Origin of the sequence: Sphingomonas astragali, assembly GCF_051400615.1 — a bacterium.
Lineage (GTDB): Bacteria > Pseudomonadota > Alphaproteobacteria > Sphingomonadales > Sphingomonadaceae > Sphingomonas.
Window position 1 is genome coordinate 366,981 of the sequence record NZ_JBLFFH010000003.1, and the last position, 20,395, is coordinate 387,375.

The 20,395-nt window shown below is 67.8% G+C and carries 21 protein-coding genes and 1 tRNA gene; 11 read left to right on the plus strand and 11 right to left on the minus strand.

Translation table 11 applies throughout. The features are described 5' to 3' along the window. Nucleotides 1–67: 67 nt before the first annotated feature. Nucleotides 68–256, plus strand: a complete 189-nt coding sequence (locus ACMGER_RS16385; RefSeq protein ID WP_436813231.1) for a hypothetical protein — start codon at nt 68–70, stop codon at nt 254–256. A gap of 7 nt (nt 257–263) precedes the next feature. Here ACMGER_RS16385 and ACMGER_RS16390 read toward each other — a convergent pair whose 3' ends face one another. Beyond that, the gene (locus ACMGER_RS16390; protein ID WP_436813232.1) at nt 264–881 is read right to left on the minus strand and encodes a DNA-3-methyladenine glycosylase family protein; all 618 of its coding nucleotides are present in this window, start codon (nt 879–881) and stop codon (nt 264–266) included. 61 nt (nt 882–942) lie between these two features. Between ACMGER_RS16390 and ACMGER_RS16395 the strand changes: the two genes are divergently transcribed. After that, nucleotides 943–1,260, plus strand: coding sequence for a 2Fe-2S iron-sulfur cluster-binding protein (locus ACMGER_RS16395; RefSeq protein WP_436813233.1), 318 nt, complete (start codon nt 943–945; stop codon nt 1,258–1,260). Nucleotides 1,261–1,277: 17 nt separating this feature from the next. On the opposite strand, the gene ACMGER_RS16400 is transcribed toward ACMGER_RS16395, so the two are convergent. The 3 genes from ACMGER_RS16400 to ACMGER_RS16410 are packed head-to-tail and all read right to left on the minus strand — an operon-like array spanning nt 1,278 to nt 4,360. Next, nucleotides 1,278–1,985 carry a hypothetical protein gene (locus tag ACMGER_RS16400; RefSeq protein ID WP_436813234.1) on the minus strand — a complete coding sequence of 236 codons (708 nt, stop codon included), beginning with the start codon at nt 1,983–1,985 and terminating at the stop codon, nt 1,278–1,280. Between the two features lie 15 nt (nt 1,986–2,000). Continuing rightward, nucleotides 2,001–2,753, minus strand: a complete 753-nt coding sequence (locus ACMGER_RS16405; protein WP_436813235.1) for a TrmH family RNA methyltransferase — start codon at nt 2,751–2,753, stop codon at nt 2,001–2,003. Then, a complete protein-coding gene (locus tag ACMGER_RS16410; protein ID WP_436813236.1) occupies nt 2,750–4,360 on the minus strand; it encodes a M20/M25/M40 family metallo-hydrolase in 1,611 nt (536 codons plus the stop codon). The genes ACMGER_RS16405 and ACMGER_RS16410 overlap by 4 nt, the downstream gene beginning before the upstream one ends. Nucleotides 4,361–4,510: 150 nt before the next feature. Here ACMGER_RS16410 and ACMGER_RS16415 point away from each other — a divergent pair. Then, nucleotides 4,511–4,596, plus strand: a tRNA-Tyr gene (locus tag ACMGER_RS16415). Nucleotides 4,597–5,186: 590 nt separating this feature from the next. After that, entirely contained in the window at nt 5,187–5,699 is a 513-nt protein-coding gene (locus ACMGER_RS16420) for a helix-hairpin-helix domain-containing protein (RefSeq protein WP_436813237.1), read from the plus strand. Nucleotides 5,700–5,817: 118 nt separating this feature from the next. On the opposite strand, the gene ppdK is transcribed toward ACMGER_RS16420, so the two are convergent. The 3 genes from ppdK to ACMGER_RS16435 all read right to left on the minus strand — a co-directional run bounded on the left by ppdK (nt 5,818) and on the right by ACMGER_RS16435 (nt 11,797). After that, on the minus strand, nt 5,818–8,502 hold the full coding sequence (gene ppdK, locus ACMGER_RS16425; protein ID WP_436813238.1) for a pyruvate, phosphate dikinase: 2,685 nt from the start codon (nt 8,500–8,502) through the stop codon (nt 5,818–5,820). A gap of 146 nt (nt 8,503–8,648) precedes the next feature. Beyond that, nucleotides 8,649–10,961, minus strand: coding sequence for a glycine--tRNA ligase subunit beta (glyS, locus tag ACMGER_RS16430; protein ID WP_436813557.1), 2,313 nt, complete (start codon nt 10,959–10,961; stop codon nt 8,649–8,651). Then, nucleotides 10,958–11,797 carry a glycine--tRNA ligase subunit alpha gene (locus ACMGER_RS16435; protein WP_436813558.1) on the minus strand — a complete coding sequence of 280 codons (840 nt, stop codon included), beginning with the start codon at nt 11,795–11,797 and terminating at the stop codon, nt 10,958–10,960. Before ACMGER_RS16435 ends, glyS begins: the two co-directional genes overlap by 4 nt. Nucleotides 11,798–11,975: 178 nt before the next feature. Here ACMGER_RS16435 and ACMGER_RS16440 point away from each other — a divergent pair, with 178 nt between their 5' ends. From ACMGER_RS16440 to ACMGER_RS16465, 6 genes are all read left to right on the plus strand, one after another. Next, nucleotides 11,976–12,179 (plus strand): helix-turn-helix transcriptional regulator, encoded by a 204-nt coding sequence (locus tag ACMGER_RS16440; RefSeq protein WP_436813239.1) that lies wholly within the window; start codon nt 11,976–11,978, stop codon nt 12,177–12,179. Nucleotides 12,180–12,189: 10 nt separating this feature from the next. Next, on the plus strand, nt 12,190–12,798 hold the full coding sequence (locus ACMGER_RS16445; protein ID WP_436813240.1) for a hypothetical protein: 609 nt from the start codon (nt 12,190–12,192) through the stop codon (nt 12,796–12,798). Between the two features lie 28 nt (nt 12,799–12,826). Beyond that, nucleotides 12,827–13,741 carry a TraB/GumN family protein gene (locus ACMGER_RS16450; RefSeq protein WP_436813241.1) on the plus strand — a complete coding sequence of 305 codons (915 nt, stop codon included), beginning with the start codon at nt 12,827–12,829 and terminating at the stop codon, nt 13,739–13,741. 226 nt (nt 13,742–13,967) lie between these two features. After that, nucleotides 13,968–14,594 (plus strand): 50S ribosomal protein L25/general stress protein Ctc, encoded by a 627-nt coding sequence (locus ACMGER_RS16455; protein ID WP_436813242.1) that lies wholly within the window; start codon nt 13,968–13,970, stop codon nt 14,592–14,594. Between the two features lie 120 nt (nt 14,595–14,714). Next, nucleotides 14,715–15,287, plus strand: a complete 573-nt coding sequence (gene pth / locus ACMGER_RS16460; protein WP_436813243.1) for an aminoacyl-tRNA hydrolase — start codon at nt 14,715–14,717, stop codon at nt 15,285–15,287. Between the two features lie 198 nt (nt 15,288–15,485). Next, complete coding sequence (locus ACMGER_RS16465; RefSeq protein WP_436813244.1) at nt 15,486–16,067, plus strand: TIGR02466 family protein; 582 nt, start codon at nt 15,486–15,488, stop codon at nt 16,065–16,067. 140 nt (nt 16,068–16,207) lie between these two features. On the opposite strand, the gene ACMGER_RS16470 is transcribed toward ACMGER_RS16465, so the two are convergent. Further along, the gene (locus ACMGER_RS16470; protein ID WP_436813245.1) at nt 16,208–16,636 is read right to left on the minus strand and encodes a CBS domain-containing protein; all 429 of its coding nucleotides are present in this window, start codon (nt 16,634–16,636) and stop codon (nt 16,208–16,210) included. A gap of 63 nt (nt 16,637–16,699) precedes the next feature. Between ACMGER_RS16470 and ACMGER_RS16475 the strand changes: the two genes are divergently transcribed. Beyond that, nucleotides 16,700–17,017, plus strand: coding sequence for a hypothetical protein (locus tag ACMGER_RS16475; protein WP_436813246.1), 318 nt, complete (start codon nt 16,700–16,702; stop codon nt 17,015–17,017). A gap of 225 nt (nt 17,018–17,242) precedes the next feature. On the opposite strand, the gene ACMGER_RS16480 is transcribed toward ACMGER_RS16475, so the two are convergent. The 3 genes from ACMGER_RS16480 to prfA all read right to left on the minus strand — a co-directional run bounded on the left by ACMGER_RS16480 (nt 17,243) and on the right by prfA (nt 20,308). Further along, the gene (locus ACMGER_RS16480) at nt 17,243–18,046 is read right to left on the minus strand and encodes a DUF4167 domain-containing protein (RefSeq protein ID WP_436813247.1); all 804 of its coding nucleotides are present in this window, start codon (nt 18,044–18,046) and stop codon (nt 17,243–17,245) included. A gap of 263 nt (nt 18,047–18,309) precedes the next feature. Further along, a complete protein-coding gene (prmC, locus tag ACMGER_RS16485) occupies nt 18,310–19,110 on the minus strand; it encodes a peptide chain release factor N(5)-glutamine methyltransferase (RefSeq protein ID WP_436813559.1) in 801 nt (266 codons plus the stop codon). A 127-nt stretch (nt 19,111–19,237) separates the two neighbouring features. Next, nucleotides 19,238–20,308: a peptide chain release factor 1 gene (gene prfA / locus ACMGER_RS16490; RefSeq protein ID WP_436813248.1), complete on the minus strand. Its 1,071-nt coding sequence runs from the start codon at nt 20,306–20,308 to the stop codon at nt 19,238–19,240. Between the last annotated feature and the right edge of the window lie 87 nt (nt 20,309–20,395).

The window sequence follows — 20,395 nt, forward strand, 5'->3', positions numbered from 1 at the left end:
GGTGTTATACGGTCGGTCGGTCGTACTCGTGGCTTTTGCGTGTCGAGCGTAGCTGGGGAGGACGGCAATGCATCTGTTCCAGAGATTTCTGTGCCTGTTCGGCGTGCATCGTCGCAGCCGCGGTGCTGCGGTCCATTATCCCGATGCGCTGCGGTCGATCTGTCGCGGGTGCCACGCGCCGATGATCAAGGACCAGCATGGCTGGCGCATCGATCGCGATCCGATCCCGGCGATGCCGCCGTCGCCCTTCACCTGAGCCGCGTTCAGAGCACCTCGATCTTGTAGTGGTGCCAGGCCATGATCGCAGCCGCGCCGCGGTACGGCCGCCAGCGTTCGGCGAGGGCGCGCACCGCCTTCTCGCCGGGCCGTTCGGCGTGGCCGAGCAGCCGTCCGATCTCGACCTGCACCGCGAGGTCGCCGGCGGGCCATATATCCGGCCGCCCTTCGGCGAACAGCAGGTAGATTTCCGCCGACCAGCGGCCGATGCCGTTGATGCGGGTCAATGCCGCGATCGCCTCTTCATCGTCTTCCGGAAGGTTCGCCAGATCGAGCCGGCCGATGGTGATCTCCGCGGCAAGGCTGCGGGCATAGCTGGCCTTCTGACGTGAAAGGCCGCCGGCACGCAGCATCTCGTCGGAGGCATTGGCGATGTTTGCCGGATCGGTGAGGTCGCCGACTTCCGTCTCCAGCTTGGTCCAGATCGATTGCGCGGCCGCGACGCTCACCTGCTGGCCGACGATGGTCCTGAGCAGCGTCTCATAGCCCCGGGCGCGGATGCGAGGCTCCGGGTAGCCGGCGCGCTCCAGCGCAGCGGCGAAGGCCGGTTCGATGGTGGCCAGTGCGTCGATCGAGGTGCGGAGCTGTTCGGCAGATAAGCCCATGGGGTTCCTTGAATTCGTTCGGCGCGCGCGGCATGGGACGCGCGAAGCTGAGGAGATAACCATGCCGACATTGATCGTCACCACCCGTGACGGACACGAACGCGCGGTCGAGGGCGAGGCCGGCCTGTCGGTGATGGAAGTGATCCGCGACAATGGATTCGACGAGCTCCTCGCGCTGTGCGGCGGCTGCTGCTCGTGCGCCACCTGTCATGTCCATGTCGATCCGGAATTTGCCGTCAAACTGCCGCCGATGAGCGAGGACGAGAACGACCTGCTCGATTCGTCGAGCGACCGCGACGAGACCTCGCGGCTGGGATGCCAGATCGAGTTCACCGATGCGCTGGACGGCCTCAGGGTCAGGATCGCGGCGGAGGACTGAGATCCGCCCCTTCCCTCCTACGGGAGCGGCGCCACCTTCAGCACCGCCATCGGCGTATCCTTGGTCGTCGGCGTCGCGCGCCAGATGATCGTCTTCTTCCCGCCCGCCGCCGCGGCGCCCGCTTCGTTGTTCTGGCTGACGATCTCGGCATCGGTGGTCAAGGTGAAGGTGCCGTCGACCTTGCTTGCAGCGCTGCCCGCCTCCGACATGCCGCTCTTCGACGAATCCGCTCCGAACGCCGGCGCCCTCACCCGCACTCGGTCGGGCCCGCGCAGCTCGATCATCACGAACGGGAAGATCACCTCGGCGTCGCTGCTGAACGGGAAGAGGAACGGGTAGGTGAGCTTGCCTGACGCGGCATAGTCGATCTCGAACCTGCTGTTTCCGACATACCGGACCTTGCGGAAGCCGGCTTCCTTGGACAGCGCCTCGGCAATCGCCTTGTTCTTGGCCTCGCTGTCCTCGCCTTTCGCATCCTGCGCCTCCAGTGATGCCTCGTCGCCGGCCGAATCGATCGAGGTCTTGCCGGTGTCGCTGTCCTTGAGGCCCTTGGTGAACTCCTTGCCCATATCGACAGCATAGACCTCGCCGACGTAGGTGAAGGCGAAGCTGCGGTCGGCGCGGATATCGAGCGTCGACACGAACTTGCCCGGCGTCAGCACGCAGCCCCACAGGATCAGCGGCGCGGCGAGCGCGAGCGACAGGCTTTTGAGATGGGCAAGCATGGTCGGCACCCCTGTTCAGACCGTGGAAGTCGCCACCGCGTAGAGGGCGATCGCGGCGGCGTTCGACACGTTCAGGCTTTCGACCTTAGGTGAGATCGGCAGGCGCGCAAGCTGGTCGCAATGCGCCTCGGTGTTCTGGCGCATCCCCTCGCCCTCGGCGCCGAGCACCAGGCAGACCTTGGGCGGGCCGAGCGCTTCGGCCAAGGTTACCGATCCGGCGCCGGTGAGGCCGATCCGCCAGTAGCTCGCCTCGGCGATCTCCTCGAGTGCGCGGGCGAGGTTGACCACGCGCACCCAAGGCACCGTCTCCAGCGCGCCCGAAGCCGAACGCGCCAACGCCCCCGACTCCGGCGGAGCATGGCGATCCTGCGTGACGATCCCGAGCGCATCGAACGCCGCGGCCGAGCGCAGCACCGCGCCGACATTGTGCGGATCGGTCACCTGGTCGAGCACCAGCAGTGGGCGGCGGTCGTCGGCGCCTTGCTCGAGGAGATCGCCGAGCCAGATGTCGTCGAGCGGATCGACCTCGGCAACCAATCCCTGATGCGGCGCGTCCGCAGGCACGAGCCGGCCGAGATCGGCGGCGTCGGCGAAGGTCACCGGAATCGCGTTCGGCAGCGGCCCCAGCGCCGCCAGCGCCTCGCGCGTGCCCCAGATGCGGCGCACCGTCCGCTCCGGGTTGGCGAGGGCGGCGGTCACCGGATGGCGGCCCCAGAAGCGGGGCCGCGATGCCGGCGCCTGGCTCGGCCTGTGTCCGCGCCGGCTCACCGGTCGTCGTCCGGGTCGGGATAGGCGAAGGGATCGGTGACCTTGGGCTGGTGGGGCACCGCGCGGGGCAGCGGTTTGTCCATGTTGGCGGCGTTCAGCAGGAAGGCGGCGAGCACGATCGAGCCCTGGCGCATGTCGTCGGCCTTCAGATGATCGAAGGTGTCGATCGACGAGTGATGGATGCGGCTGCCATAGTCGAGCGGATCCTGGATGAACTGGAACCCTGGCACGCCGACCGCCTGCATGAACTCGTGATCGGTGCCGGTGGTCTTGCCGATCACCACTTGCGTCGCCCCCATCGAGGCGAAAGGGGCGAGCCATTCCTTGAAGATCGGCACCACCGCCGGATTGTTCTCGGCATAGATGCCGCGCAGGCGGCCCGAGCCGTTGTCGATGTTGAAATAGGCGGCGAGCTCGCCGTAGCCTGGCTGCGGGGTGACCGGCCAGCGGTTGGCCCAGCCCATATAGCGGGCGAGACCGGTCGACGTGTCCGGCCCGCTCCCGCGCGTCGCGAGGTGCTTCTCGACATAGGCGAGGCTGCCGAGCAGGCCCTGCTCCTCGCCGGCCCACAGCGCGAAGCGGATCGTGCGTTTCGGCTTCACACCCATCGCCGAAAGGATGCGCGCCGCCTCCATGATCATCGCGCTGCCCGCGCCATTGTCCGCCGCACCGTCGCCCGCCACCCAGGAATCGAGATGCGCGCCGGCCATGACGTAGCCCGCCTTGGCATCGGTGCCGGGAATCTCGGCGAAGACGTTGTAGGCCTGTGGGTCGCTGTCGTCGAAATGGACGGTGCTGTTGATCTCCAGCACCGGCGCCGGCCCCATCTTGGCAATCCGGGCGAGGCGGCGATAGTCCTCCGCGGCGATCTGCACGCCGGGGACCGAGGGGGTGTCCTCCCGCGTGTACAGATAGCCTTCGCCATGGACCAGCTTGCCGTCGCGATAGCTCTCGGTCGCATAGGCGAGGGCGCCCTCGGCCTTGAGGAAGGCGTCGAGCTTCCGGGCGAAGTCGAGCCGCTTCATGCGCCGGTCGGCCGCCTCCGGATCGAAGCGCGGCTGCTTGAACTGATCGCGCTTGGCGAAATCGTCGTTGCCGAACCGCTTGAACATGGGATCGGTCGGCTCGGAACCGTCGGTCGGGAGCGAGACCAGCACGATCTTGCCGCGAAGCTTGCCGCGCCAGGCGTCGAAATGGCGCTCGGCGCTCATCGGCGCGACGATGACCGGGGCGGAGACGGTGCCGTTGGTCGGCGGCGTCCAGGCGATGGGGATCGCGGTGAGCTGGATCGGACGCGGGCTCACCATGCGCACCGAGGAGCTTTCGATCCACCAGCCGCGGCCGAAGTCGAAGCCCTCCTTATGGACGTTCCTGAGACCCCATTCGCGGAACTTGGCCTGGGTCCATTCCTCGGCCTTGCGCATGTTCGGCGAGTTGGTGAGCCGCGGGCCGATGAAGTCGGAGAGATATTCGGCGGTACGCATCACCTCCGACTGGTTGGTGCCTTCGTCGACGATGCGGGCGACCTGGGTCCGGTCGATCTCGGCCGGCGCGGGCGCGGCGAGCGCGATCAGCGAGACGGCGGCGAGAGCATGGGTTAGGCGCATCGTTATCCCCCCTTTGATCGTTTGGATGGCCGTGGTGCTATTGGCCGGCGCTCGCGCTGACAAGGCCGCTCGCTCCCAAAGCCGCAAGTGCGTTGACATGGCGCAGCACGTTCGGCATTGGGCGCCCCTCGCCTCGACAAGAGCACCCGTGGAAGGGTGGCCGAGTGGTTAAAGGCAGCAGACTGTAAATCTGCCCGCGTGAGCGTACGCTGGTTCGAATCCAGCCCCTTCCACCATCATCCGTAAATGGAAAAACAGGTTGCGCCTTGCGGGGCGACCGCCGCGCCTTGGCCGTGAGGTTGACCGAAAATGTTGACTAAATTGACTCGCCGCACATGTGCGCAAGCCGATACGGTGCCGTCGCGAGAGGGGGACGATTGAAACGCGACACCGACGCGACATCAGCGCGGCACTTGCGCGACGCTGCCGCGACATCGGTGCGAGGATGCCACTGCGCGCGACGTCGGCGCGGTCTGGACAGGATTGACGAACTCAAAGAGCAGGCGGTGCCGCAGCGGGCGCCAGACCTTCGTGAGCCAAGCAGGCGAAATCCTATATTGCAAGAGGGCAGACCTGTCACCCGTAGGGCTGGCACGGTTTGGACATGGCTCACTAAGTTGCCTGATCGCAAATGCCCGCTGCGGACATATTTCCCTCTCCCTTTTGGGAGAGGGAGGGCCCCGCCCGGCATAGCCGGGTGGGAGGGTGAGGGCGACCGCTGGCCGTAGGCACCCTCACCCTCCCAACGGGAGAGGGACAGTGGGACTTTCGTCGGCGGAACGCATCCCCCTTCCACATCGTTGAACCTCCGTAACAGGAGGCGCACATGATCTTCACCACGCCGACCCAATATGCGGTGCTCGCGCTGTGCCTGATCGCGGGCTGGCTGTTCGGGCTCGCGTCGCATCCGGGCGGGCGCAAGTGGCGTGAGCGGCTGCGGCAGGCCGAGGTCGACCACGCGGTCTACCGCAAGGAGGCCGAAGCCCGCATCGCCGCAACCGAGGCCGAGCGCGACCGGCTGGCCAAGGCGGCGCCGGTCACCGCCCAGATCGTCGAGGGTGCCGATACCCGCGCGGCGCCGGCGCGGCGAGGCTGGTTCGGCTGGGGCCGCGACAATCTCTCGCGCATCCGCGGCATCGACGAGGCGCGGGAGAAAGCGATCAACGCCGAGGGCGTCAAGTCCTACGAGCAGATCGAGACGATGAGCGCCGAGGACGAGGCCGAGCTCGAACGGCGGCTGGGGCTCGAGGCCGGCACCATTGCCCGGGAGGACTGGCGCTCACAGGCAGCGATGCTGCGCGAGGGCCAGGACGAGGAGCACGGGCGGCGCTGGGGGTGAGCCGGTTGTCCGGAACTGTCTTCAGTGCTCCTGCGAAGGCAGGAGCCCAGGCCGCAAGCTCGGCGCCATGATCCAGGGCTCCTGCCTTCGCAGGAGCACAGTTCAGCGATTTGGCGGTTCAATCCTCTTTCCCGAGCGCCGCTTGCGCAGCCGCAAGGCGGGCGATCGGGACGCGATAGGGCGACGCCGAGACGTAATCCAGGCCCACCGCCTCGCAGAAGGCGATGCTGGCCGGGTCGCCGCCATGCTCGCCGCAGATGCCGAGCTTGAGGCCGTCGCGCGCCGCGCGGCCGCGTTCGGCGGCGATCCGCACCAGCTCGCCGACGCCTTCGACGTCGAGGCTGACGAACGGGTCCTTCGCATAGATGCCCTGCTCGACATAGGCGGTGAGGAAGCGGCCGGCATCGTCGCGGCTGACCCCCAGCGTGGTCTGGGTGAGGTCGTTGGTGCCGAAGGAGAAGAACTCGCCGACCTCGGCGATCTCGCCGGCCTTCAAGGCGGCGCGGGGCAGCTCGATCATCGTGCCGACCAGATAGTCGACGCGCTTGCCGGTCTCGGCGAACACCGCCTCGGCGGCCTTGTCCACGACCGCCTTCATCAGCTCCAGCTCGCGGGCGGTGGCGACCAGCGGGATCATCACCTCGGGCACCGGCGCCTCGTCGAGGCTGACCGCCGCCTCGAAGATCGCGCGGGCCTGCATCTCGTAGATCTCGGGGAAGGTCACGCCGAGCCGGCAGCCGCGGTGGCCGAGCATCGGGTTGAACTCGTGGAGCTCGGCGGCGCGGCGCTTCAGCGTCTCGATGTCGACGCCCGAGCTTTCCGCGACCTCGGCGAACTCGCTTTCCTCGTGCGGGAGGAACTCGTGCAGCGGTGGGTCGAGCAGGCGGATGGTGCAGGGGAGGCCGGCCATCACCCGGAAGATCTCCGCGAAGTCGGCGCGCTGCTCGGGGAGCAGCCTGTCGAGCGCGGCGCGGCGGCCGGACTCGTCCGACGCCAGGATCATCTGGCGGACGGCGGTGATGCGGCCGGCATCGAAGAACATGTGCTCGGTGCGGCACAGGCCGATGCCCTCGGCGCCGAACTCGCGCGCGGTGCGGCAGTCGAGCGGGGTCTCGGCGTTGGCACGGACCTTGAGGCGGCGGACGCCGTCCGCCCATTCCATCAGCGTGCCGAAGTCGCCGGCGAGCTCGGGCTGGATCGTCGGCACCTCGCCGACCATCACCTCGCCGGTCGAGCCGTCGATGGTGACGATCTCGCCCGCGCGCACCTCGCGTGTGCCGACGCGCATCACGCCTTCCGACGCCTTGATCGAGAGGGTGCCGGCGCCCGACACGCAGGGGCGGCCCATGCCGCGCGCCACCACCGCGGCGTGGCTGGTCATGCCGCCGCGCGCGGTCAGGATGCCCCTGGCGGCGTGCATCCCGTGGATGTCCTCGGGGCTGGTCTCGACGCGGACCAGGATCACGCTCTCGCCGGCGGCGGCGGCCTTCTCGGCCGCATCGGCGTCGAACACCACCTTGCCCGAGGCGGCGCCGGGGGAGGCGGGGAGGCCCTTGGTCAGCACGTCGCGCGGCGCTTGCGGGTCGAGCGTGGGGTGGAGGAGCTGGTCGAGCGCGGCGGGGTCGACGCGGAGGATCGCTTCCTCCTTCGTGATCAGCCCCTCGTTGGCCATGTCGACCGCGATCTTGAGAGCGGCCTTAGCGGTGCGCTTGCCCGAGCGGGTCTGGAGCATCCAGAGCTTGCCCTGCTGCACCGTGAACTCGATGTCCTGCATGTCGCGATAGTGGCGTTCGAGCAGGTCGAAGACCTTGGCCAGCTCGGCATAGGTCTCGGGCAGCGCTTCTTCCATCGACAGCGGCTTGGCGCCCGCCGCCTCGCGCGCGGCCTTGGTGAGGTATTGCGGCGTGCGGATGCCGGCGACGACGTCCTCGCCCTGCGCGTTGATCAGGAACTCGCCGTAATAGGCGTTGGCGCCGGTCGAGGGGTCGCGGGTGAAGGCGACGCCGGTTGCCGAGGTGTCGCCCATGTTGCCGAACACCATCGCCTGGACGTTGACCGCGGTGCCCCAGCTCGCCGGGATGTCGTTGAGGCGGCGGTAGACCTTGGCGCGCTCCGACTGCCAGGAACCGAACACCGCGCCGATCGCGCCCCAGAGCTGGTCGTGGACGTCCTGGGGGAAGGGCCTCTCCCACAGCTCCTCGACCAGCGCCTTGTACTCGGCGACCAGCGCCTGCCAGTCGGCGGCGGTCATCTCGGTGTCGAGGGTGTAGCCGCGGTCCTCCTTGGCGATCTCCAGCGCTTCCTCGAAGCGGGCGTGGTCGAGCTCCAGCACCACGTCGGAATACATCTGGATGAAGCGGCGGTAGCTGTCCCAGGCGAAGCGCTGGTCGCCCGACACGGCGGCGAGGCCCTCGACGGTGAGATCGTTGAGGCCGAGGTTGAGAACGGTGTCCATCATCCCCGGCATCGATGCGCGGGCGCCCGAGCGGACCGACACCAGCAGCGGGTCGTTGGCGCTGCCGAACTTCCTGCCCGTCACCGCCTCGATATGGGCGAGGCCCTGCGCGACCTCGGCCTTGAGGCTGTCGGGGAAGAGGCCGCCCTCGTCATAGTAGCGGGTGCACATCGCCGTGCTGATCGTGAAGCCCGGAGGGACCGGCAGGCCGATCGCGGCCATTTCCGCCAGGTTGGCGCCCTTGCCGCCGAGGAGGTTGCGGTCGCCCTTGCCTCCGTCGGAGACGCCGCCGCCGAAGCGGTAGACGTAGCGCTGGTCGTTGGCGGCGGTCGCGGCGGTGGCCATCATCTGATCCCCTTGATGGAACTCTGTTTCTTGTCCGTGGTGCGCTGCACCATCGGGAGTCTCAAGCCCTGCGGAGACGAGATGTTCCGCGGGCAGGCTCGCCTGGGGAGGCAAAAATCTTGACTAAATTGACTTAAGCTTCGCTCGTGTCAGCCCTCGATCCTGGAGAAGTCGGCGACAGCGTGGACCGCGTCGCGCATCCGGGCGAGCAGAGCCAGGCGCGCGGCGCGCTTGTCCTCGTCGGTATCGTTGACAGTGACCGAATCAAAGAATGCGTCGATCGGCGCACGCAGGGTCGCCAGTGCCGCCATCGCCCCCTCGAAATCCTCCCCCTCGACCGCCGCCTTCGCCTTGGGCTCGGCCGAATCGAGTGCTTCTATCAGCGCCTTTTCCGCCGGTTCGGGGGTGTAGGAAAGGGGTTTCTCCTCATGACCCGCGTAGCTCTCCTTCTTGAGGATGTTCGCGGCGCGGCGGTAGCCCGTCAGGAGATTGGCGCCGTCCTCGGTGGCGATGAAGGACTGGAGCGCGCGGACGCGGGCGAGCAGGCGGACGAGGTCGTCCTCGCCGCCTAGGGCGAAGACGGCGTCGATCAGGTCGTGGCGGACGCCGGCCTCGCGTTGCTGGACCTTGAGGCGGTCGGCGAAGAAGTTCACTGACTCCGCCATTCCGGTTATCGCTTTCGTCCAGTTTTCAGCAAACAGTTGTGCTGAATTGCTGATCGCTTTGATGGTCTCTGGCCATTCCCTGACGAAGGCATCGATCGCATCCGCTGTCTTCAGCAGATGAGGTCGCATGGCTTGCATAACCCCATTCTCGATCAGCGTTTGAGCCTGCCCGTCCGTAATACCGGCTTGCGCTGTGAGCGCCTTGATCAGACGCAATCTGATGCCGTTTTCGATGACAAGCTGGCCAATTCCCAATGCGGCGCGGCGCAAAGCGAAGGGGTCTTTTGATCCGGTGGGTTTTTCCCCGATGGCGAAAAAGCTCGCAATCGTATCCAGCTTATCCGCCAGCGATACCGCCACCGTCACCGGCGCAGTCGGGACATCGTCGCCCTGGCCAACCGGCTTGTAATGGTCGCGGATCGCCTCGGCGACTTCGCGGGGCTCGCCTTGGGCGGCGGCGTAGTAGCCGCCGATCAGGCCCTGGAGTTCGGGAAACTCACCGACCATGCCGGTGACGAGGTCCGCCTTCGCGAGGCGGGCAGCGCGTTCGGCCATGTCGGCTAGCCCTCTCCCCTCTGGGGAGAGGGTTGGGAGAGGGGGAGTGCCGCGAGCGGCGGTCTCGATGAGACTCCGCCCCTCTCCCAAACCCTCTCCCCGGAGGGGAGAGGGTTTTTCGCGGACGATGCCCTCTTCCACCAACCACCTTGCCAGCTTCGCCACACGGTCGACCTTGTCGGCGACGGTGCCGAGCTTCTCGTGGAAGACGATCTTGTCGAGCTTCTTCGCCTGCTCCTCGAGCGGGGTCTTGAGGTCCGTCTCATAGAAGAAGCGCGCGTCCGACAGGCGGGCGGCCAGGACCTTGCGGTTGCCCTCGACGATCTTGGCGCCGCCGTCGGTCGCGTCGATATTGGCGACGCAGACGAAGGCGTTCGCCAGCTTGCCGGCCGCATCCTGGCACACGAAATATTTCTGGTTCACACGGGCGGTGAGCTGGATCACCTCAGGCGGCACGCTCAGGAAGTCCTCGTCGAAGCGGCCGAGCAGGGGGACCGGCCATTCGGTGAGGCCGGCGTTCTCGTAGAGCAGGCCCTCGTCCTCGATCAGCGTCAGGCCCGCTGCCGCCGCCGCCTTGCGCGCGCCCTCGGCGATGATCGCGCGGCGTTCGGCGCCATCGGCGATGACATGGGCGGTGCGGAGCTTCTCGACGTAATCGGCAGCCGAGCCGATCGTGATTTCGCCCGGGTGGTGGAAGCGGTGGCCGACCGTGGCTGCGCCGCTGGCGATGCCAGCGACCTCGCAGGGCACCAGTTCGCCGCCGAGCAGCGCGACGATGCCCTGGAGCGGGCGCACCCAGCGCAGGCTCTCGGTGGAGAGGGATGCAATGCCCCAGCGCATCGACTTGGGCCAGGGGAAGGCGCGGACGATCGCCGGGATCGCCTCGGCGAGCACCTCCGCGGTGGCGCGGCCGGGCTTGTCGATGATGGCGAAGAGCACGCCGTCACGCTCGACGAGCTGGTCGCGCCGGAGGCCGGTCTTGCGCAGGAAGCCTTCGAGTGCCTGCTCGGGGGCATTGGCGCGGGGGCCCTTGATTTCTTCGGAGACGGCGGCGGTCTCGTCCGGCAGGCCGCGTGCGATCAGAGCGAGGCGGCGCGGAGTGGCGTAGGTGACGGTCTCGGCGGCGGCGAGACCCGATTTCGCGAGCTCGGCGGCGAACAGACGAGCGATGTCCTCGCGCGCCTTCTCCTGCATACGCGCCGGGATTTCCTCCGAGCGGAGTTCGAGGAGGAAGTCGGTCACGCCGACCACCCGTTCTTCTCCATCCACGCGGCGCAGCTGCCCTTCGCCAGGTCGCGGACGCGGCCGATGTAGGCCTGACGCTCGGCGACCGAGATCACGCCGCGCGCGTTCAGCAGGTTGAAGACGTGGCTCGCCTCGATCGCCTGCTCGTAAGCGGGGATGGGGAGCTTCGCCTCCAAGCAGTTCTCGCACTCGGCCGCGGCCTTGCGGAACAGGTCGAACAGCGCGTCGGTGTCGGCGATCTCGAAGTTCCACTTCGACATCTGCTTCTCGTTCTCGAGGAAGACGTCGCCGTAGCTCACGCCCGCATCGTTGAAGGCGAGGTCGTAGACGTTATCCTTGTCCTGGATGTACATCGCCAGCCGCTCGAGCCCGTAGGTGAGCTCGCCTGCGACCGGCTTGCAGTCGAAGCCGCCCATCTGCTGGAAATAGGTGAACTGGGTCACCTCCATCCCGTCGCACCACACTTCCCAGCCGAGCCCCCACGCGCCGAGCGTCGGCGATTCCCAGTCGTCCTCGACGAAGCGGATGTCGTGGCGGGCGAAGTCGATGCCGATCGCGGCGAGCGAGCCCAGGTACATCTCCTGGAGATCGGGCGGGCTCGGCTTCAGTATCACCTGATACTGATAGTAATGCTGGAGTCGGTTGGGGTTCTCGCCGTAGCGGCCGTCGGTCGGGCGGCGGCAGGGCTGGACGAAGGCGCAGTTCCAGGGATCGGGCCCGAGCGCGCGCAGCGTCGTCGCTGGATGGAAGGTGCCGGCCCCCATGCGCATGTCATAGGGCTGGAGGATCACGCAGCCCCGCGCCGCCCAATAGTCGTGGAGCGTCAGGATCATGCGCTGGAAGGAAAGCGGTGTGTTGGTCACGCGGGCGCGTGTGGCGGAAGGGGCGGAGCGGGTCAAGCGAGGCGTTGGTAAGGTTAACAGGACAATATGTCGTATCTTCTTGACATATGTTGCGAGACGACGCTAAACGGTGTCAGGTAATGATGACATATGGTCAGGAAGGGGTGACTTGAAGAACCGGCTGAAGGTGCTGCGTGCCGAACGCGACTGGAGTCAGGCGGAGCTTGGCGGCCGGCTCGGCGTATCACGACAGGCGGTGAATGCGATCGAGACGGGGAAGCACGATCCCTCGCTGCCGCTCGCCTTCAGAATCAGCCGCCTGTTCGAAAGGCCGATCGAGGAGATCTTCGACGATGAGGAGCGCGATGGATAGGGGCGAAGCGGTGCAATCCCGGCGAACGTGGCGGGTGGTGGCGACGGCGCTTCTGGTCGTGACCGGCCTGATCTTCGTCGCGGGGGTGATCGACGGCTATTCGGGGGCTGCGGCGGGTGGCCGGCAGACAACCAGCCTGATCGTCGCGGGGGGCGCCGCGTTCGTCGTCGTCGGCGTCGCGCTGGGGCTCATGTGGCGTGAGGTGCTTCGTCGGAAGGCGGCGGGACCCGGTGAAGCCGCGGAGCGGCGGCGCGCCGCGGGGTTCTGGTCGATCCTGACGGGGATCGCGCTCGTGGGGTTCGCGGTGGGTTTCACGATATCGCTGACCGGAAGCCACCTTCACGAACCGCTGCCGGCCTGGCCGGCGCTCGGGGCTGCCGTGGTCGTGGCGGCGACATTTGCCGGCGGCACCTGGCTGATCCATCGCCGGATGGACGAGGTCGAACGGGCCGACAACGACTGGGCGGCCGCGGTCGGCGCCAAGGTGCTGATGACGGTCTATCCGATATGGTATCTTCTGGCGAAGGGCGGATGGGTGCCCGAACCGACGCACGAGATGCTGTTCCTCGGCCTGTTCGCTATCGCAGCATTCGCCTATTCCTACCGCAAATTCCGTTGAACCCCCTAATCGAGAGACATCCACGATCATGCGCAGCCTCAACTTCCTGACCTCCAGCGCCACCGCGTTGGCCGTGTTGCTATCGCTTCCCGCCTGCGGCCAGACCGCTCCGGCCCCTCAACCGGCCGCGGCCGACGCCGATCCGGCGCTGTGGGTGGTGAAGGACGAGGACACGACCATCTACCTGTTCGGCACGGTCCATGTGCTGAAGCCGGGCCTTAGCTGGTTCGACGAGGCGGTGAAGTCGGCGTTCGACACGTCGGACAGCCTGGTGCTGGAGCTGGTCCAGCCCGCGCCGGAGGAGATGCAGCGAATCGTGCTGGCCAAGGCGATGACGCCGGCGGGCGAACCGACGCTCACCGAGCGCGTTCCGGCGGACAAGCGCGATGCCTACATCAAGGCGGTGACCGGCATCGGCGCGCCGGCCAATGCCTTCGACCGGTTCGATCCGTGGTTCGCGGCGGTCAACCTGTCGCTCACGCCGCTGATGAAGGCGGGCTATGATCCCAAGAACGGACCGGAGGGCGTGCTGGCGGAGGCGGCGAAGACGGCGGGCAAACCCGTCACCGGACTGGAAACCGCCGAGCAGCAGATCGGCTATTTCGACGCGCTGTCGCCGGGGGCGCAGATGACCTTCCTCACCTCGACGCTCGACGAACTGCCCAAGATGGTGCCGCTGATGGGCAAGATGGCCGACGATTGGGCCAAGGGCGATCCCGATGCGCTCGCCAAGCTGCTCAACGACAACCTCAAGGATTCGCCCGAGGTGGCGAAGACCATCCTCTACGACCGCAACGCGCGCTGGGCCGGCTGGATCGCCGAGCGGATGAAGCAGCCGGGGACGGTGTTCGTCGCGGTCGGGGCGGGGCATCTCGCGGGAGACAGGAGCGTGATCGCGGACTTGAAGGCGCATCACCTGACGGCGGAGCGGGTGGAGTATTGAGCTTCCTAAGCCCCTCCCCTTCAGGGGAGGGGTTGGGGGTGGGGGAGTGCGGCAGGCTCTGTCGCTTGGGGCGAGCCCCCAACCCCTCCCCTGAAGGGGAGGGGCTTAATGAGGTTGCCCTTTCTTCCCGTCTCCGCTAAAGGCGCGCGCTTGCCGTGGCAGGGTCATCCCTGGAGGCCTGTCCGGTGAAGACCCTTAGACTTTCAACGCAGATCGGAACACGACAATGAGCGAGACGCTTACCCTGTCGGCCGAGACGCGTGACCGGGCTGGCAAGGGAGCCTCCCGGGCGCTGCGTCGCGAAGGCCGCGTGCCCGCCGTCATCTACGGCAACAAGCAGGACCCCGTCGGCATCAGCCTCAACGAGCGCGAGCTCATCAAGGCGCTGAACTCCGGGCACTTCATGAACTCGGTGGTGATGGTCGGCGGCGAGCGTACGCTGCCGAAGGACGTTGCCTTCCATCCGGTCACCGACCGTCCGCTCCATGTCGACTTCCTGCGCATCTCCGAGCACGCCAAGGTCACCGTCGCGGTGCCGGTGGTGTTCACCGACGAGGAAGAGGCGCCCGGCATCAAGCGCGGCGGCGTGCTCAACATCGTCCGCCACGAGCTCGAGCTGGTGTGCGATGCGGCTCATATCCCTGACGAGATCCATATCTCGCTGAAGGGTGTCGAGGTCGGCGATTCGATCCACATCTCGGCGGTGACGCTGCCCAAGGGCGTGGAGAGCGCGATCACCGACCGCGACTTCACCATCGCCACGGTGGTGGCGCCGTCCGCGCTCAAGTCGAGCGAGGGCGACACCCAGACCGAGGTCGCCGAAGAGGGCGATGGCGAGGCCGAGGGCGAGTAAACGCATTAGCCCTCTCCCCGCTGGGGAGAGGGTTGGGAGAGGGGGGTGCCGCAGGCGGCGGTCTCGGTGAGACTCCGCCCCTCTCCCAACCCTCTCCCCAGCGGAGAGAGGGCTTTAGCGATGCAGCTCTGGGCCGGCCTGGGCAATCCCGGTCCCGCATATGCGATGCACCGCCACAACATCGGCTTCATGGCGGCCGACGCGATCGCCGAGGTGCATGGCTTCTCCAGCCCGAGGAAGCAGTTCCAGGGCTGGGTGCAGGAAGGGCGGATCGGGACGGAGAAGATCATCCTCCTGAAGCCCGCGACCTTCATGAACGAGAGCGGCCGGTCGATCCGGGCGGCGCTCGACTTCTACAAGCTGGCGCCGGCAGACGTGACCGTCTTCTACGACGAGCTCGATCTTGCGCCGATGAAGGTCAGAGTGAAGCGCGGCGGCGGCGCGGCGGGGCATAACGGCATCCGCTCGACCATCCAGCATATCGGCGAGGATTTCCGGCGGGTGCGCATCGGCATCGGCCATCCCGGGCACAAGGACCGGGTGACCGGCCACGTCCTCGGCAACTATCACAAGACCGAGATCGAGCCGCTTTCCGACCTGCTCGGCGCGATCGCCGCCGAGGCGGAATGGCTGGCGAAGGGTGACGACGCGCGGTTCGTGAACGATGTCGCGCTGAGGCTGGGCAGCGATTAGCTCGCCGGCAGCCCGCCTTTGATCGTCACCCCGGCGAAGGCCGGGGTCCACCGGGCGGCAAGGGGGAAGCAAGAAGAGGCAGGCCCAGAGTATGCGGCTCCGTGGACCCGGCCTTCGCCGGGGTGACGGAGGTGCGCGGCTGATGCTACCGATCTCGCGCCGATTGCCCTCGGCGGTGCGTCGTGCTTAGCGAGGGCGATGCCGAGCCGTGCCCTTTTCGCCACGCAGTTCTACGAAGCCCCGCTCGGCGACGATGCGCTGGTGGCCGAGCTCGCCGACGCCTGCCGCGAGCTGGCGGCGGAGGACCGCGCCGGGCGTGCCTGGTCGAGGGAGCACGGCTATCGCGGCTACACCAGCTACGCCTCGCTCGACGACCTGCCGCAGCGCGACCCGCGGTTCGACGAGCTGGTGCGGCTGCTCAACCGTCACGTTGCGGCCTTCGCCAAGGATTGCGGGTTCGAGCTCGGCAGCAAGCGGCTCAGGCTCGACAGCCTGTGGGTCAACGTCCTGAAGCCGGGCGGCACCCATTCGGGGCATATCCACCCGCACAGCGTCGTCTCGGGCACCGTCTATGTCGCAGTGCCGCCAGGATCGGGGGCGCTCAAGCTCGAGGACCCGCGCCTGGCGATGCTGATGGCGGCGCCGGGGCGGCCCGGCACCTTCGTCTATGCCGAGCCCATACCGGGCAGCGTGTTCCTGTGGGAAAGCTGGCTCCGGCACGAGGTGATGCCGAACCAGGCGAAGGACGACCGGATCAGCATCAGCTTCAACTATCGGTGAGGGTTTTTCCCCGATCCATCTTCCCGTTCGCCCTGAGCATGTCGAAGGGCCGTCCTGTCTTTCCCTGTCCGGTCGAAGAAGAAGGACGGCCCTTCGACACGCTCAGGGCAACGGGGAAGGGGGCTGTCTTCCGGATGCCCTCACGCCGTCTGGATATACTCGCGCATCGCGTTGGCTTCGGATTCGATGCGGTCGATGCGGTATTTGACCAGATCGCCGATCGAGACGAAGCCGATCATCCGGCCGCCGTCGATCACCGGCAGATGGCGGATGCGCCGCTGCGTCATCAGCGACAGCGCGCCGAGCACCGGTTCGTCCGGCCGCACCGTCAGCGCGGGCGAGGTCATCCGCTCGCGCACCGGCCGGTCGAGCGCGGCAGCGCCGTCGCTCGCCAGCGCGTGGATCACGTCGCGTTCGGAGAAGATGCCGGCGACCTCGCCGCCGTCGGTCACCGGCACGGCGCCGATCCGTCGCTCGGCGAGCAGCGCCACCACGTCGGAGACCAGCGCGTCGCCGGTCACCGATACCACCTCATGCCCCTTGCCGCCCAGGATTGCCGCGATCGTCATCGCCTTCTCTCCCAATCAGCCTATCTGCTTGAGTGTCCCACGAATCACGCGCAATGGGAAGCGATGGAGAAACCCTCCGGCGGCCTCGACGATCCGGACTATGCCGCGTTCGCCTGGGCGCGGTACCGGCGGCTGCTCGGCTGGATGGCGCTGGTCGCCGCGATGGCGGCCGGCGTCGCGGTGGCGGTGCTGTCGTGGTGGATCGGGCCGCTGCCGATCCATGTCGCGATCGCGACCGCGCTGGGAGTGGGCTTCACCATCCTGATGGCAGCGGCGCTGATGGGCTTGGTGTTCCTGAGCTCCGGCACCGGGCATGACGAGGAGGTCGAGCGTACCGACCTCGGCGAGGATGCGCAGGCGTGGAAGGACGGGGAGGAGTAGGTCACGCGCCGAATCTGCTTGAGGATTTGGTGTCGGCTCCCCGGTCGAATGAAACATGTCTGTCGATGCTCCTGCGAAAGCAGGAGTTCAGGCCATAAGCGACACCCCGACGATCCAGGACTCCTGCCTTCGCAGGAGCACGAGTTCGCCTCATCGGGCAGATGTACAGAAAAGGGCGGGACTCGGCTGAATCCCGCCCTTCTTCTTGACTTGGCGATGTCGCGGTCACGTCGTCGGCGGTGTGACCTCTTCGTCGCTGGTACGACGGCGGCGGGTGCGGCGGGGCCGCTCCTCCGCTGCCTCGGCGGCGCCGGTGGACTCGGTCGACAGCGACGGCGGCAGGCGGTCGACGTCGAACATGCTGGGCTCCACCGCCTCGGCCTCGACCGGCACCTTGCGCGGACGGCCGCGACGCGGCCGCTCGGGGGCAGGAGCGAGAGCCTCGTCGCGCGGCTCGTCCGCAGCAGCGTCAGGAGCGGGACGTGCTTCGGCGACCGGCGCCTGATCGTCGGCGGCCGCATCGAAGCCGTTGGCGTGGCCGTTGCCATAGCTGGCATAGCCGTTGCGCGGCTCGCGTAGCTCGCGCGGCTCACGGTCGCGATCACGACTGAACTCGCGCTGTCCGCGGTTCTCGCGGTCACCGCGCGGCTCGCGGTTGTCACGCTCGCGATTGTCGCGTTCCTGGCTCTGATAGGCGTCCGGCGTTACGGGTTCGCCCTCGAAGCCGAACTCCTCGTCCTCCTCGCTCTCATTGTCTCCGCGCTGGCGGCGGTTCTCCTCGAAGCGCGCGCGGCTCTCGTTGAGCACGCGGAAATAATGGTCCGCGAACTGGAGGTAATATTCGGTGTTGACGCGGTCGCCGCTCATCTGCGCGTCGCGCGCGAGGTTCTTGTATTTCTCGAGCAGCTGCGCCGCGTTGCCGCGCGCGCGGTTGTCGATGCGGTTGCCGTTGTCCGGACGCCCGGGGTTGTTGCCTGAGCGTTGCCCGCCACGGCCGCGACGGCGGCCGGCCTGACGATTATTGATCAATTTAGTCTGTCCTGTCCTTGCAACTGGCCCCGCCAGACCCGTCCACGGGCATTGCGGGCGCATGACACACCCCCCCGGGCGCCGCCGGACGATCCGGCGGATCAGCGCCCCGCCATTGGCCGCCGGACTGCAGCGGCTTCATGACTTGATTGGGCGAGCGCCTCTGCTTTCAAAAGCTTGGTCGAAGGTGCCTGCCCCGCAAAATGCCTTAGCGGCTGCGACACCGATCGCCAAGCGGAATATTGGGTCGCGGTGCGACGGATTCAAGCGGCAAGGATCGCCCGCGGATGACCGGCGAGGTCGCGGCGGAGCATTGCGGCGAGGCCTTGCGCCTCGACGAGCGCGGTGACCGCCTCGGCTTGGGTCCAGCCGATTTCGAGGATCGCGACACCGCCGGGAGCGAGCAGGCGCGGGATATCGGGTATGATAGCGCGGTAGGCATCGAGACCGTCGGTGCCTGCATAGAGCGCGGATGGCGGCTCGTACTGCCCTACCTCGGCGGGAAGCGGCTCGACTGTCCCGATATAGGGCGGATTGGCGAGGATCAGATCGAATCGGTCCGCGATTCGCGTCGCCCAGTCGCCGAGTAGGAAGCGTGCGCGCCCGCTCATTCCGAGCGCGGCGACGTTGCGCCACGCCCAGGCGAGTGCGCGGGCGGACGAATCGATGCCGAGGCCGGTCGCCTGCGGCCATTCGGCGAGAGCCGCCAGCAGCAGTGTGCCGGGGCCGGTGCCGAGATCGAGCACGCGTGCGGGCCCCGGTGTGCCCGTGAAGTGATCGACGGCCGCCTCGACCAGCGTCTCGCTGTCGGCGCGGGGGACGAGGGCGCCGGGCCCGACCTGGAGCTCGATGGTCCGGAAGGCGCGTTTGCCGAGGACGTAGGCGATCGGCTCATGGGCTGCGCGACGTGCGGCCAGTTCGGTGAAAGTGAGCGGGGTGGGGATGTCGGCGAGGCCGCGGAGCAGCATCTCGTCGCGGCTGACGCCGAGGGCGTGGGCCATCAGCAGCTCGGCATCGAGTCGGGGGGTTTCGGAGAAGGTGAACTGTGCGGCGGCGCGGGCGATCGCCTCTCGTGCAAGCCCCTCCCCTTCAGGGGAGGGGGTGGGGGAGGGGCGGTGCGGCAGGCGATCCGGCTCGGGGCACTGCCCCACCCCCACCCCTCCCCTGAAGGGGAGGGGCTTATCCGGGGTCTCAGGCATCGAGGCTCGCCAGCCGCTCGGCCTCGTCCTCGGCGACGAGGGCGTCGATCAGCTCGTCCATCTCGCCCTCCAGGATTTCGGGCAGGCGGTGGAGCGTCAGGTTGATGCGGTGGTCGGTGACGCGGCCCTGGGGGAAGTTGTAGGTGCGGATGCGCTCGGAGCGGTCGCCCGAGCCGACCATCGCCCGGCGCGTGCCCGAGCGCTCGGCGGCGAGTCGCTCGCGCTCGGCCTCGTAGAGGCGGGTGCGCAGCACCTTCATCGCCTTGGCGCGGTTCTTGTGCTGGCTGCGCTCGTCCTGCTGGATGACGACGATGCCGGTCGGGATATGGGTGATGCGGATCGCCGAGTCGGTGGTGTTGACGTGTTGCCCGCCCGCACCCGACGAGCGGTAGATGTCGACGCGCAGGTCCTTGTCGTCGATCTGGACGTCGACGTCCTCGGCCTCTGGCAGCACCGCGACGGTGGCGGCGGAGGTGTGGATGCGGCCGCCGCTCTCGGTGACCGGCACGCGCTGGACGCGGTGGACGCCGCTCTCGAACTTCAGCTTGGCGAACACGCCCTTGCCTTCGACCGAGGCGATTACCTCCTTGTAGCCGCCGGCTTCGGAGGGAGAGGCGGAGATCAGCTCGACCTTCCAGCCCTGGCGGTCGGCGTAGCGCTGGTACATGCGCAGCAGGTCGCCGGCGAACAGCGCCGCCTCGTCGCCGCCGGTGCCGGCGCGGATCTCGAGCATCGCCGCGCGCTCGTCGGCGGCGTCGCGAGGGAGGAGGGCGAGGGCGAGGTTGCGCTCGGCCGATTCCAGCGCGGCCTTGTTGAGGTGCAGCTCCTCGACCGCCATCGCGCGCAGCTCGTCGTCGCCGTCCTGCGCCATGAAGGCGAGGCTGTCCGCCTCGGCGCGCAGGCGCCGCACCGCGGCGGCGGCGGCGGCGACCGGCTCGAGCTCGGCATATTCCTTCGAGACCTGGACGAACCGGTCCGACGGCAGGTCGCCGGTCGCCATCATTGCCTGCAACTCGTCGCGCCGCGCCTCGATCTGCGCGATACGGTCGGCGGGGATGCGCATTACGCTCCCCGTGCCCCGGCGAAGGCCGGGGCCCAGTTACGAGCCGGCCGAGACTGGGCCCCGGCCTTCGCCGGGGCACGAAGGGGT